Below are 13,438 nucleotides of genomic sequence, written 5' to 3' on the forward strand. Positions count from 1 at the left end.
TGTGTGTCATTCTACTCAATAATTTTCTGAAACAAAAGGCTATTTAGTCACAATGGCCAGAGCTGATTAATGGTAAAAGCCACGCCATGCTGGTTATTATCCAGACTCACTCTATCCGCGTGAGATTTGACAAAATCACTGGCATTTCCCATCGCGATACCCAGCGCGGAAAACTGGAACATGCTGATATCGTTCTCCTGATCCCCCATACTGACTACTGATTCAGCATTGATATTTAGGTGCTGGCACAAATAATGCAGCCCACTGCCTTTACTGATGTTCTGACTCATTATTTCATAGTAATGATTACTGGTCTTACTGAGTGAATATTGCTGATGAAATTTTTGATCTATTTTATCGGCAATACTAGCAATAAAATCAGTTGAGCCAACAATAGAGACTTTAACAATATCATCTCGCTGAGAAATATTGACAGGATCAGATATCAATATCTCCATATCAAAGAGCTCAGACTCATATTTTGTATAATCACTGATATGGCTTGATGATGAAATAATATTATTGCGGGTAAAAAAGTGATGAGGAAATTGATGTTCTGCTAATAGCGAGATAATCACTTTCACATCACGGCCGGAGAGCGGCGTAAAGCAAAGGTCTTTTTCCTCAACTCGGTCATATATCCATGCACCATTGAACGAAATAAAATAGCGAATCAGATACGCTAATTCAGTATTGCGAATGACTGCTATCATGGCATTAACCGGCCGGGCTGAACATAGAACGACAATACCATTACCATTGATAACCTGCTTTATCGCGCTAATATTCTGTGCTGATATTTTATTTTCCTTATTGAGTAAGGTGCCATCAAGATCAAGGGCCAGTAATTTATACATAATTTTACTCCAATAAAAAAAGGGAGAAAATATTCTCCCTCCCTGCTTGCTGACTGCAATTAATGAGTAATAAACTGCGCAACAACATCTTTGGCAGCATTACAAACAACATTATCAATGGCGGTGCCCACCACCAGAATATTTACCCCGGTATCTTTAAATGCCTTCGCATTCTCCAGATTGATACCGCCTTCAGCTAATGTTGGCACTGAAACCGCCGCCACCAGTGCCAGAAGCCGCTGTTTAATCGCCTCTGGAATATCACCGGCGGTGACCCCTTCATAACTCATACCCGTCATTAAACCAATCATATCGACACCCAATGCTTCCATCTTTTTTGCCACTGCGGCAACATCTGCCGGTGTTTCAGCTGCAATACCGAAGGTGTGTAAATCACTGGGATGACCAATATAAGCATCTACTGTCAGGCCATATTTATGGGCCAAATCGACTAATTCCTTTAAATCCTCAAAGCTGGATTTATGGGTATGCAAACCATCAGCACCTGATTGAGCTATCAATAAAATATCCTGCTCAGTCACGGGCGTAGGGACAGTTTCAGTAAAACCGCCAGCAATTCCGACAGTAATAAAAATATCGTCGGCAACCACATTGCGCACCCCCTGCACCGCCTCAGCCATTTGACCAATAGTTATCTCATGACGGATACGCTCTGCGGCATGCATATTAGTCACGCCATTATGGCCGCGTGCTAATGCCAATGCTGGGTGATTAGGCTCCAATAATTTAACCCCTGAATCGCATACTGCCTTCGCTAAGCGAGCATCATCTCCAGTTATTCCGGTACTCAGAATAGTTTGACCGCCATGTAACTCAATTGCATTGCGTACTTTATCCATGGCGACGGAACGTTTCTTACTCATATCAGCGTGGAACATATTTACCTCTACTTGATTTATATAAAACTGCTTTTTTAATTGTTAACTCTTAGCCGAGATCCCTGGTGTTGTGGATTCGGGTACTGCCTTTTTAATTGCAACAAACTTATTGGCTAACAGTGTGATAATACAGGTCAACACTAAGGTTACGGTCATCACCACTGCCATATAAAATGCGTTATTCGACAAGAATGGCGAGGCAAACGCCGGCACATAAGCCACACCTTTAATATTTAATAGTCCCAACAACATGCCACCAACACCGGCTGAGAATATGGCACCGGCAAAGACGACTTTATTAGAGAACATGAAGGGATAAGCTGATTCGACGAAAGTCCCAAAGCCCAGGTTAATTAACAGCCCCGGCGCTGCCACTGCCGCCTCACTTTTTTCTCGTGGAGCGATGACATTAGCTAGGTTAATTCCTGCTGCCACCATGACCAGGCCAACCATATCTACCGCACCTAGGAAGCTGACACCGGATTTTTCCATTTCCAGCAAGACCAAAGGCAATATAACCGCGTGATAGACACCTCCCAGAATAGCGGGCCAAATAACCAAACCTGCCAATAATCCCGCTAAAATTGGGCTAAAAGCCAGAGTCGCTTCGATAGCTAATTTAATATAATCACCTGCGGCCAGTGCGAGTGGGCTGAGCAGGTAATACATCACCAAACCGGAAGATAAGCCGGATAACCCACCAGCCACGATATTGATGGTGGTCATCGGAAATTGCCATCTCAAGCACAGCCCAAACAGATAGCGCACCATAATACCGGCCCCTATCCCACCTAAAATGCCACCAATTAATCCCCCTTCTACCGACAGCACGCCAGCCACAACACCGGCCACAATCGACACTTCGTCCAGCTCAGAAACCTGTTTTGCCGCAATAACTGCGACAATCACCGGCAACCCTTTCAGTAACAGTTCGAAGATTGCATTCAGTGATTGCAGCCCGGGGATGTGGCTTAATGCCAGCACAATTGCCATGGCAATAAAGCCGGGTAAAGCTGGGATCATGATGCTGCGAATATTGATTCTTTTTAGCAGGCTCTTGTCGCTCCCTGGTGCACTGACATCGCCGCTGCCCAGCACTGGGGTATATTTTATCTGCCAGTGTTTGCATAATGAGGCAGTAAAAGAGATGGCACGAGTGCGGCTATTGGTTCCTGTGGTGCCCGAGGTGGCAATCACATTCGCCCCTTTGGAGGTGATAATCGCCATTGAAGTACCGCCGGTACCCACAATAGGGATTTTCTTTTCTATCGCGGCCAGAATGGCTTCTTTATTACTGCGGTCGGGGTCTGCACTCATGATAATGATGCCATCAATATCACCAGCACGAATTTGTGCCGCGATGGTTGCATCTGACGATTTTACCGCATCATTAACCTCGGACAGTTTCCCCTGAAAGCTGATACGAGGTTTATCATCATCTTCAGCAGTGATGGAATAAACTGCGGCGGCGGTTGTGGGCTTAGCCACATCCATGGACTCTTCCGCGGCAATGAATTGTACGGCGCTGACAGCTAAACCGGCAGAATGGAGTTGGGTATAAATCTCTTGTAACAGCCTTTCGGGGTATGCACCACCAAGATTGAACAGATTTCCCCCGCTGCTTCCGAGTATTGCTACATTTTTCATGTCGGGCCTCAAAAGATAAGAAATGTTAGAAAGTGTTATTATGTTTTTAACTGCAATTCACAATCACAGAAACAGCCATGCAAAGCAACATTAAACAACATAATGACATCGATTAGCCCCACTAACATGACAGCAATTAATTCTACTAATTAAATTCTAAACTCATAAAGTTAAACTAATATTCTTTAAAATTAAGATAGTGAGGAATTAAAAACCACAGGCAGTCATTTTGTGGTTTTATTTTGTTTTGTTGTTTTCGTGATGAAGTTCAAACTATTGCAGAGTGACGCTTTTGGCGGGAAAGAGAACCAGAGAAAGTGATTTGTTTGGCATCTACTCCCCCCAGCATCGGGCGCTGCTAAGGGGCTATCAGAAAATGATAGGGACAATAGATGTGGAGTACGACAGATTGTTTATGGGTTTAGCATTACCCGTGTCGCCGCCCCCTTTATTCATTCTGCAGGCCAGTATCTGGCGACGAAAATCTTGGTACCATTCGCCGGATAAGCACGGAAAATATTGCGCTATTACGCCGCGGGTCGATAACGCCACAACCAGCGGCCGGTGGACATTCGTCGGTAAAACAGCACGCCGCGCACTATCCAATCGAGGAACATCCCCATCCACACGCCCGTGACACCGAACCCCAGAGTAACCCCCAGAATATAACCGACGATAATACGACAGCCCCACATTCCGGCCAGTGCCACCCACATGGTGTAACTGGCATCCTTCGCGCCTTTCAAACCTGAGGGCAGCACCCAAGCGGCGGTCCAAATTGGCATAAACAGCGCATTAATCCAGATTAAGTGCTTCACAACATCAATAACACCCGGCTCATTGGTATACAGCGACGCCAGAAAACCAGCACTGGGAATTGATAATAAAGCAATAAAGCAGACCCCAAGGGTGGATAACCAGAATATATGCTTGATCTGGCGGATAGGTTGCAAAATCTGCCCTTTCCCCAAGCGAGTGCCAATAATAATGGTCGAGGTATATCCCAGTGCATTACCGGGTAAGTTAATCAACCCAACAATTGAGAAAGCGATAAAGTTACCGGCAATCACTTCCGTCCCCATTCCGGCAACAAAGCGCTGAGTAATCAGTTTACCAACACTAAACATCACCGACTCAACACTGGCAGGAATACCAATACTCAACACCTCAAACATGATGGCTGCGGTAAAGGGCATAAAATAGGCTTTAAAGGGGATTCTCAGTGTATTATTCGTGCCAAAAATCAACACCAAAATCACCACCAATGCCCCAATATAGCGGGAGAGTGTGATACCAATCCCCGCGCCAACAAAGCCCAATCCCTGCCAGTTGAACAGGCCGTAAATCAGCACGCTGCTGATAACAATATTGAGAATATTCATACCAATATTGATAAACATCGGCAGCCGCGTATTACCGGCACCACGCAGTGCGCCGCAGCCCACCAGCGCGATCGCCATTGCAGGATAATTCCAGACCGTCAGATGCAGGTAGGTCAAGGCCATCGCCTTCACCGCAGGATCCGCCTGACTGGCCATCAGATTGATAATGGTTTCACCGGAAAAATGCACCAGCAACACCAATAATAGTGAAATTAACACTAACAGAGAGATGGACTCACGGGCGGCGGTTTGCGCCTGCTTGCGTTTACGTTGCCCCAAACTGAATGACACTACCACCGAGGTGCCGAGCGCGACTGCGGCAAAAAAAGCAGCAATCAGCATATTGAAGCTGTCGGCTAAACCCACCGCAGCCATCGCCTCTTTACCCAACCAACTCACCAACAGGGTACTGAACACCCCCATCAGCAACACACACAGTCCTTCAATAAACAGCGGAATAGCCAGCGGTGTTATTTCACGCCAAAACAACACTCGGTAGGATTTTCGCTTTTTATACCACGCACTTTCGCGAAAGATTTTCAACGTAACAGTCCCTGAAACCATGTCTATTTGCATACATCTGCGCTTTCCACCACTATGGTGAAATATCCCTATGCGCTGATTTACAAAAGCGATTTACCACTTTAAATTTTAGCTGGTTATAGGTGATAAAAAGTTGATGCAAACACCATAACAGAACGGTAAATTAATTTAAATGAAACATCATTTCGACGAAATGATAATGAAATAGTTATGCAATGAAACACACATAAATATGCAAAATCTCTTTGACCAGGCTCGGGTTTTGCGATATCAATGTAGGCATTGAAACCTTTGCCAGACAGACCTAATTCATACAGGATTTAATTGATGACAACTATTCTCAAACACCTTCCTATTAATCAGCGTGTTGGTATTGCTTTTTCCGGTGGTTTAGACACCAGCGCAGCACTGCTGTGGATGCAGAAAAAAGGCGCAATTCCTTATGCCTACACTGCTAATTTGGGTCAACCTGACGAAGAAGATTACGATGCCATTCCGCGTAAAGCGATGGAATATGGTGCAGAGAAAGCTCGCCTGATTGATTGTCGTAAACAGCTGGTTGCCGAAGGGATTGCCGCAATTCAATGTGGCGCATTCCATAACACCACCGCCGGTGTCACCTACTTCAACACTACCCCACTGGGCCGCGCCGTAACCGGTACTATGTTGGTGGCCGCCATGAAAGAAGATGGCGTGAATATCTGGGGTGATGGCAGTACGTATAAAGGTAACGATATAGAACGTTTCTATCGTTACGGCCTGCTGACCAATGCTGAATTGAAAATTTATAAACCTTGGCTGGATACCGACTTTATCGATGAACTCGGTGGCCGTCATGAAATGTCTGAATTTATGATTCAATCCGGTTTCGATTATAAAATGTCGACCGAGAAAGCCTATTCCACTGACTCTAATATGTTAGGGGCGACTCACGAAGCCAAAGATCTGGAATTCCTGAACTCTAGCGTCAAAATCGTTAACCCGATTATGGGCGTGAAATTCTGGGACGAAAATGTCGTGGTGAAAGCGGAACAAGTTTCTGTCCGTTTTGAGCGCGGTTATCCAGTGGCCTTGAATGGCGTCGTTTTTGATGACAGCGTCGAGCTGATGATGGAAGCCAACCGCATTGGTGGCCGTCACGGTCTGGGCATGAGCGACCAAATCGAAAACCGTATTATTGAAGCCAAGAGCCGCGGCATCTATGAAGCCCCGGGGATGGCCTTACTGCACATCGCTTACGAGCGCCTGCTGACCGGTATTCATAACGAAGACACCATTGAGCAATATCATGCTAATGGCCGGGTTCTGGGCCGCTTGCTGTATCAAGGCCGTTGGTTTGATCCACAAGCACTGATGCTGCGTGATTCAGTCCAGCGTTGGGTTGCCAGCGAGATTACCGGTGAAGTGACACTGGAACTGCGTCGCGGTAATGATTACTCCATCCTGAATACTGTTTCTGACAATCTGACTTATAAACCAGAGCGTCTGACCATGGAGAAAGGCGATTCTGTCTTCTCACCAGATGACCGTATCGGTCAGTTAACCATGCGCAATCTGGATATTACCGATACCCGTGAGAAGCTGTTTAACTATGTTGAGACCGGGCTGTTATCCTCTTCTGCGGCCACAGGTTTACCACAGGTAGATAATAACAATCTGAGTGCCCGTGGCTTGCAGGATAAGAGTAAATAATTATTCTCTTAAGCCAATGCAAAAAGACAAAACCGCCTTCAGGGCGGTTTCGTCTTTTCAACTACCAGTCTCTTGGATGAATGACCAGAAGCATTCAGCCCAGCGAGGGATCAATGTGATAACTGCCGATCTTTCAGCTCAGCCGGATCATGTTTATATTGAAAAACGAAAACAAAAACGATGACCAGAACCACGGTATAAGCTGCAAAAGATAGCCAAATACTGTTCCAGTCTTTTACACCGTCGACAGTAAAGAAATCGACCACATGCCCGCTACTTATTGCGCCGACATAAGCCCCAACACCGTTTACCATTGTCATAAACAGGCCCTGTGCGCTGCCTCGAATATTTCGATCTACTTCTTTCTCAACATAAATTGCGCCAGAAATATTAAAGAAGTCAAAGGCACAACCGTATACCACCATTGATAACAGTAATAAAACGATGCCAGTGGCAGACGGGTCACCATAAGCAAATAAGGTGAAGCGCAGCGTCCAGGCAATCATGCTGATCATCATGACGCGTCTAATACCAAAGCGAGATAAGAAGAAAGGAATGGTCAGAATGAAAAACACTTCTGCAATTTGTGCCATCGACAATAAAATTGACGGGTATTGCACCACCAGACTGTCATGATAAATAGGATTTTTTGCAAAATCATGCAGGAATGGACTGCTGAAAGTATGGCTAATCTGTAATGAAGCACCAAGCAACATGGCAAACAGGAAGAAAATAGCCATCTTCTTTTGTTTAAATAATACAAAGGCATCAAGCCCTAACATATTAACCCAAGTACGGTCTTTTTTAACATTAGACGTCGGGCAACTGGGTAATGAAAATGCGTACATCGCCAACACCAGTGCCGCAGCTGAAGCAATATAGAGTTGAATATTACTCAATTCGAACCCGGACAAACTGATCGCCCACATAGCGAAAATAAAACCAATCGTGCCAAACACTCGCACCGCCGGGAAATCTTTAATCGTATCCAATCCGGCTTTTTCTAAACAGATATAAGAAATGGTGTTGGCTAATGCAATCGTCGGCATATAAACCATCGCATTAAATAGCATGACAAGGAACATGATATTTGGGGCGGTAATATTGGCTGCAATCAATAATGCAATGGCACCTAACAGGTGACAGCAAGCATAGAGAATATTGGCTTTAACCCAACGGTCAGCAATAATACCGACAATACTTGGCATTAAAATACAGGCAATACCTTTGGCCCCATAAACCAGCCCGACCTGCGCACCAGTGAAGTTCAGTGTATTCATCATGTAAGCTCCCAGCGTAACCAGCCAGGCTCCCCAGATAAAGAACTGAAGGAAGAACATCACTTTAAGCCGTTTTTTTATTATCATTTTTATTCTCCGTGATACTAAACGCGTCGAGGGAATATATTTGCTTATGGAGTTTGTAGGGTACTTCCCTCTTCAGAGGCGGCCCCCTAATTGCTGGCGATTCGCACGTTAGCAACCAGGGGACTAACAACAACTTTTATAATTTTCTCTTGATCAATGCGCAGCTTTGCTTTTCAAGAAAGCTTCAATCAGCTTGGTGAAATTCACTGAAGCCAGTTTTGCGCATTTTAAGGTTTGCTCGTGAGACAGAACCACATCAGAAAGGCCTTCAGCCAAGTTAGTAATTGCAGTTAATGCAATCACTTTTAAACCACAATGAGCCGCAGACAGAACCTCCGGCACCACCGACATTCCCACCACATCACCGCCAATAATCTGCATCATGCGAATTTCGGCTGGGGTTTCAAAGCAAGGACCAGGATAAGAGACAAACACACCTTCGGTCAGCGGAATATCAAGCTGTTGGGCAATTTTGGCCATATCAGCACGCAGACCTTTATCATAGGCATTCGCCAAACTGAAGAAACGCGGACCAAAACGATCATCATTAGGCCCAACCAGTGGCGTCCCCGGCATGGTGTTAATGTGATCTTTCAGCATCACCACTGAACCCGGTAAAACTTCTGGGCGTAATGAGCCGGCGGCATTGGTACAAAAGAGGAATTCGCACCCCATCAACTTGAATGTGCGCACCGGGTTGGTCATGATACTCATGCCTTTGCCTTCGTAGAAGTGACCACGGCCTTTCATGCACATCACTGGAACACCAAACAGAGTACCTAATACCAGTTCTCCGGCATGACCATGGACGGAACTTACCGGGAAGCCAGGAATATCTGCATAACTAATGGTGGTTTCATTGCTAATTTGCGCGACCAAGTCGCCTAGTCCTGAACCTAAAATGAATGCAATCTGAGGCTTAAATCCGGGCTTTATTTTCTGAATATATTCGACAGCTTGAAATGGTAATTCACTAAAATCAGTATCAATATTTGAATTTACGATTGTCATAATAAAACCCTTAATTATTTTAATTTAGTATCGATTAAATAAACCTGTTAAATAATAAATACAGTAGAGTTGTCGGTAATCTATACCCAAGATCATTGAAGCTATATCGCGACCTCGGGTACGAAGGGGATAACTCATCATATGTAGTGGGTTATTACACAACCAATACTAAAATCCCGCTCATCCATACTTAAAATGTAATGGTTGAGAATGTGTTTCCACGTAATTATCGTTGATCACAAGATGGTAATAGGTATGCACATGACAACCAGAATACTTAAAGCACATTTGCAGATGCTGGGATTTACTGCACTACTTGGCGGTTCTTTTATTGCCAGCGCCACCATCAGCAATGCCTTGCCACCCATGGTTATCACCTGGTTGAGATATGCGATTGCCAGCCTATTTTTTATGGTGTTGCTGGTCAGTCAAGGGCTACTGAAATTACCCCACTATCGCGACTTAGGCCGTTATACTTTGATTAGCCTGCCACCTCTGCTCTATTTCGCCTGCATGATATTTTCACTTCAGACCACCAGCGCATTAAATTCGAGCGCGTTATACACCACAGTGCCGTTGATGAGCATGATCATGAGCATGGTGTTATTGAACTCAAAATCTACCTGGTTGGTGCTCGCTGCACTATTAATCGGTATTTTGGGCGCATTATTAATCATTTTTAAAGGTGATTTATCCCAGCTTTTACAATTGTCGCTAATTCCCTCTGATTATCTCTTTCTGTTTGGTTGCTTAGGTATGGCGCTGAATCCTATCCTAGTAAAAAAATTGCATCGCGGTGAACAAGCGCTAGTGTTGACGGGCTGGAGTTTAATTTGTGCCACGTTATTACTGACCTGCGTGGTCGCCTACCAACTGCCAGAAATTAAATGGCGCAATATCAGCCTAATCACCTGGAGTGGTATTTTCTATCTTGCCACCTTTGCCACTGCATTGAGCTTCTTCTTGTTCCAAAAAGCCTGCATGGTGCTATCCCCAACCAAAGTATCGGGCTATGTGTATCTCATTCCATTGTCGGTTATTGCGACTAATGCAATGTTAGGGCAGACCATAAATTGGCAAGAAATAGCCAGTGGTGTGGCGTTAGTGGTTGTCGCAATGGCTATTTTGGTTAAAGCGAAGTGATATTAGCTAGCACGGCACATTTAAAATAACTCGAGCAGGCGCTCTAATGCCTGAGTCATGCTACTGGGATGATAAACGGCAAATAAATCGGCAGAGAGATCTTCTTTGAGCGGGATAAACTTTATATTCGGCCAAGGGATTTCCTGCATACTTTCAGGAACCAAGGCGATACCAAGATTACTGTTTACAAATGCCAATTGGGTTTGAGGCTCATCAAATTGATAAATAGTCTGCGGCTTACAACCCGCACTCAGGCAGCTATTATATAAACTTTTAGAGTAGCCGGAGTTAGCGAAGGTGAGGAATATCAGGTTCTGGCCAGATAACTCTTGCAGAGAGAGTATCTCACAGCCAGCCAGCACGCTTTCATGAGATACCGCGACGGCGACGCGTTGTTTTTCCACTCGTTTATACACCAACGCGGGATTCTGCTCCAAAGAGGCACAGCGCCAAAACCCAATATCAAGCTTCTTATTTAATAACGAGTCATACTGCTTGCTGGGTGGAAACTCATGTAACGACCAAGTGGTATTAGGATTAAGCTCCTTAAAATTCTTGAACTTCTCTAATAGCTGATGCCAAAGGGCTGAGCCAATAATACCTATATTAAGGTGGCTTTGTTCATGACGCGCAATATAGGAGACACGGCTTAATGAGTTTTCTATATTCTCGAAAACCTCTTTCATTTCTGCCTGCATCATTTCGCCAGCTAAGGTTAGCACCACATTACGGCTATCCCGGATAAATAAAGGGAATCCTAAGGCATCTTCTAACTCTTTAATTTGCAAGCTTAGCGGGGGCTGGGAGATATGAAGACGTTCAGCAGCTTTTCCGAAGTGCAGTTCTTCCGAAACAACGAGAAAATAGCGAATCATCTTCAAATTGATGCGCCCGGAGAAAAGAAGCTTTTGCATACCCGACATCCAATTATTTTAATGCTTAACCTGAGTTATTATTTTAATAGTAACATCATCTGATAATTCAATGAGTAAAAACCAATATATATGTCAAAGTTGCAGGTTTGAGCAGCTAACACCCCTGCAACTTCAAGGATAAAGGGAGTTCCCCACAATCATTGGAGTTGCAGGTAGGCAGCAAACAAGCGAGTCCCGATGAACTTACTCAAGTAAGTGATTCGGGCAAGTGAGTGCGGCTAACACCCCTGCAACTTCAAGGATAAAGGGGATTATGAGCCTGATACTGGCAACTCAATATTACTCTCTGCCAACGACCCCATATTGTTATACATCGCGCAGGCGGCATCCACCAGATGCATGGCAAGTGCCGCGCCACTGCCCTCGCCTAATCTCATGCCCATTTGCAAATAAGGCTCAAGTTGCAAGTGGTTCAGTGCAATAACCGCACCTTTTTCTGCCGATAAATGAGAAGGAATCAGATAGTCACGCACGCCTGGTGCAATCCGGCAAGCAGCCAACGCCGAAGCATAAGAGAGAAAACCATCCAAAATAACCGGTAACCCAGCAGCCGCGGCACCAAGCATCACCCCGGTCATGCCTACCAGATCAAAGCCCCCTACTTTAGCCAGCACGTCAATACCGTCACTGCCATCCGGCTGGTTGGTCTCAATGGCTCGCCGTACCACCGCCACTTTGTGATGCAACTGATCACTGGGGAAATTAGCGCCAATACCAACCACCAGTTGCGGGTCACTGTCGGTAAAGACACTGACCATCGCCGCTGCGGGTGTGGTGTTTGCCATACCCAACTCGCCCACGGCGAAGACTTTCACCCCATCTGCAGCTTGTTTTAGAGTGAGCATGGCACTGGCCAGCAGTAGCTCTTCCGCCTGTTGACGGGTCATTGCCGCTTCACGGGCAATATTGCCACTGCCGCGTGCCACTTTCATATTCAGTACACCGGGTAACTCGTCGCTATCGATCCCGACATCAACGATTTTCACTTCGGCACCGGCATTGGCCGCCAACACACAAACCCCAGTAATGCCTTTCACCATATTCAGTGCCTGAACCATCGTCACTACCCGTGGCGAGACCGCAACACCTTCATCATAAACGCCGTGATCCGCCGCCATAACAATGACTTGTTTACGATCAACCTGATGACCATACAGACCGCGCATCCCCGCCAATTGAACAGCTAACTGCTCCAGACGGCCTAAGCTACCAGGGGGTTTAAGCAGGCCATCGAGCCGTTGTTGGGCGCGGGTCATGGCTCGATTATCGAGCGGTGCAATGGTACGTAAGACGGATGAAAGTGTTTGCATGGGTTTAATCTCTGGTTGCAGGCTGCCAAACAGCCCGACTGTTAAACGCACGCAGCGTGACAAATCCATCATGGATATCCAACACGCTGTATGCCCCCTGTTCAAAATGGAAATGCCACATAGCCGCCGCAGGCATAGCCAGCAAACGCGCTAACATCAGGCTTAAAACCCCCTGATGAGCAACCAGTAACTGATTATTATCTGGCTGTTGTTGTAAGTGAGTCGATGTTGACAGCAGAGGCTGAACCACCGCTTCCACCCGGGCTGAAAATTGTGAAAAAGACTCCCCACCGGTGGGGCTGGCTTGCTGCCAATCTGCCACCCATGCAGCCCAGGCATCAGGGTCTTCACGTTGTAAATCATGGTGATGGCGCATTTCCCACTCACCAAAATGCATTTCATTCAATTGGCTATCAGTGTGAGCATCAACTTGATGACCTGCCAGCACGATATCGGCGGTATGGCGCGCGCGCAGGAGTTGGCTACTGACACCCTGCGCGAAATCCACATTGGCTAACCAGCCCGCAACCTCTCCGGCCTGTTCCACCCCCTGCGGGGTGAGAGCCAAATCAGTCAGACCGCAAAAAACACCGCGCAAATTGGCTTCAGTTTGCCCATGGCGCAGCAAAAAAAGTCGCATACACACCCCATC

Annotated in this window: 11 protein-coding genes; 2 read left to right on the forward strand and 9 right to left on the reverse strand. The window is 45.9% G+C overall.

What is annotated here, in order from left to right; all coding sequences use genetic code 11:
- Window positions 1-47: 47 nt before the first annotated feature.
- From N0H69_RS16920 to N0H69_RS16935, 4 genes are all read right to left on the reverse strand, one after another.
- The gene (locus N0H69_RS16920; protein WP_050106771.1) at window positions 48-857 is read right to left on the reverse strand and encodes a Cof-type HAD-IIB family hydrolase; all 810 of its coding nucleotides are present in this window, start codon (window positions 855-857) and stop codon (window positions 48-50) included.
- Window positions 858-916: 59 nt separating this feature from the next.
- A complete protein-coding gene (locus N0H69_RS16925) occupies window positions 917-1,756 on the reverse strand; it encodes a beta/alpha barrel domain-containing protein (protein ID WP_050106772.1) in 840 nt (279 codons plus the stop codon).
- Between the two features lie 42 nt (window positions 1,757-1,798).
- Window positions 1,799-3,403, reverse strand: coding sequence for a hypothetical protein (locus N0H69_RS16930; protein WP_050151349.1), 1,605 nt, complete (start codon window positions 3,401-3,403; stop codon window positions 1,799-1,801).
- A gap of 527 nt (window positions 3,404-3,930) precedes the next feature.
- Window positions 3,931-5,328 (reverse strand): EmmdR/YeeO family multidrug/toxin efflux MATE transporter, encoded by a 1,398-nt coding sequence (locus N0H69_RS16935; protein WP_050151386.1) that lies wholly within the window; start codon window positions 5,326-5,328, stop codon window positions 3,931-3,933.
- 327 nt (window positions 5,329-5,655) lie between these two features.
- Here N0H69_RS16935 and argG point away from each other — a divergent pair, with 327 nt between their 5' ends.
- Complete coding sequence (argG, locus tag N0H69_RS16940; RefSeq protein ID WP_050106774.1) at window positions 5,656-7,020, forward strand: argininosuccinate synthase; 1,365 nt, start codon at window positions 5,656-5,658, stop codon at window positions 7,018-7,020.
- A 110-nt stretch (window positions 7,021-7,130) separates the two neighbouring features.
- Here the strand turns inward: argG and N0H69_RS16945 are convergent, their stop codons facing one another.
- Window positions 7,131-8,387 carry a nucleoside permease gene (locus N0H69_RS16945; RefSeq protein ID WP_050151350.1) on the reverse strand — a complete coding sequence of 419 codons (1,257 nt, stop codon included), beginning with the start codon at window positions 8,385-8,387 and terminating at the stop codon, window positions 7,131-7,133.
- A gap of 153 nt (window positions 8,388-8,540) precedes the next feature.
- Window positions 8,541-9,398 carry a xanthosine phosphorylase gene (xapA, locus tag N0H69_RS16950; protein WP_050134640.1) on the reverse strand — a complete coding sequence of 286 codons (858 nt, stop codon included), beginning with the start codon at window positions 9,396-9,398 and terminating at the stop codon, window positions 8,541-8,543.
- A 294-nt stretch (window positions 9,399-9,692) separates the two neighbouring features.
- Between xapA and N0H69_RS16955 the strand changes: the two genes are divergently transcribed.
- The gene (locus N0H69_RS16955) at window positions 9,693-10,541 is read left to right on the forward strand and encodes a DMT family transporter (protein ID WP_050151387.1); all 849 of its coding nucleotides are present in this window, start codon (window positions 9,693-9,695) and stop codon (window positions 10,539-10,541) included.
- A gap of 20 nt (window positions 10,542-10,561) precedes the next feature.
- Here N0H69_RS16955 and N0H69_RS16960 read toward each other — a convergent pair whose 3' ends face one another.
- The 3 genes from N0H69_RS16960 to N0H69_RS16970 form a co-directional block, all read right to left on the reverse strand.
- Window positions 10,562-11,455 (reverse strand): LysR family transcriptional regulator, encoded by an 894-nt coding sequence (locus N0H69_RS16960; protein WP_050151351.1) that lies wholly within the window; start codon window positions 11,453-11,455, stop codon window positions 10,562-10,564.
- 272 nt (window positions 11,456-11,727) lie between these two features.
- On the reverse strand, window positions 11,728-12,786 hold the full coding sequence (cobT, locus tag N0H69_RS16965) for a nicotinate-nucleotide--dimethylbenzimidazole phosphoribosyltransferase (protein WP_050106879.1): 1,059 nt from the start codon (window positions 12,784-12,786) through the stop codon (window positions 11,728-11,730).
- Between the two features lie 4 nt (window positions 12,787-12,790).
- The gene (locus N0H69_RS16970) at window positions 12,791-13,426 is read right to left on the reverse strand and encodes an adenosylcobalamin/alpha-ribazole phosphatase (RefSeq protein ID WP_050151352.1); all 636 of its coding nucleotides are present in this window, start codon (window positions 13,424-13,426) and stop codon (window positions 12,791-12,793) included.
- Window positions 13,427-13,438 lie beyond the last annotated feature (12 nt).

It is taken from the genome of Yersinia alsatica (assembly GCF_025133195.1).
GTDB classification, from domain to species: domain Bacteria; phylum Pseudomonadota; class Gammaproteobacteria; order Enterobacterales; family Enterobacteriaceae; genus Yersinia; species Yersinia alsatica.

Bases quoted from the DNA above. Each gene is read 5' to 3' on its own strand.
- N0H69_RS16920 (WP_050106771.1), bottom strand. From the start codon at position 857: ATGTATAAATTACTGGCCCTTGATCTTGATGGCACCTTACTCAATAAG.
- N0H69_RS16925 (WP_050106772.1), bottom strand. From the start codon at position 1,756: ATGTTCCACGCTGATATGAGTAAGAAACGTTCCGTCGCCATGGATAAA.
- N0H69_RS16930 (WP_050151349.1), bottom strand. From the start codon at position 3,403: ATGAAAAATGTAGCAATACTCGGAAGCAGCGGGGGAAATCTGTTCAAT.
- argG (WP_050106774.1), top strand. From the start codon at position 5,656: ATGACAACTATTCTCAAACACCTTCCTATTAATCAGCGTGTTGGTATT.
- N0H69_RS16945 (WP_050151350.1), bottom strand. From the start codon at position 8,387: ATGATAATAAAAAAACGGCTTAAAGTGATGTTCTTCCTTCAGTTCTTT.
- xapA (WP_050134640.1), bottom strand. From the start codon at position 9,398: ATGACAATCGTAAATTCAAATATTGATACTGATTTTAGTGAATTACCA.
- N0H69_RS16955 (WP_050151387.1), top strand. From the start codon at position 9,693: ATGCTGGGATTTACTGCACTACTTGGCGGTTCTTTTATTGCCAGCGCC.
- N0H69_RS16960 (WP_050151351.1), bottom strand. From the start codon at position 11,455: ATGCAAAAGCTTCTTTTCTCCGGGCGCATCAATTTGAAGATGATTCGC.
- cobT (WP_050106879.1), bottom strand. From the start codon at position 12,786: ATGCAAACACTTTCATCCGTCTTACGTACCATTGCACCGCTCGATAAT.
- N0H69_RS16970 (WP_050151352.1), bottom strand. From the start codon at position 13,426: ATGCGACTTTTTTTGCTGCGCCATGGGCAAACTGAAGCCAATTTGCGC.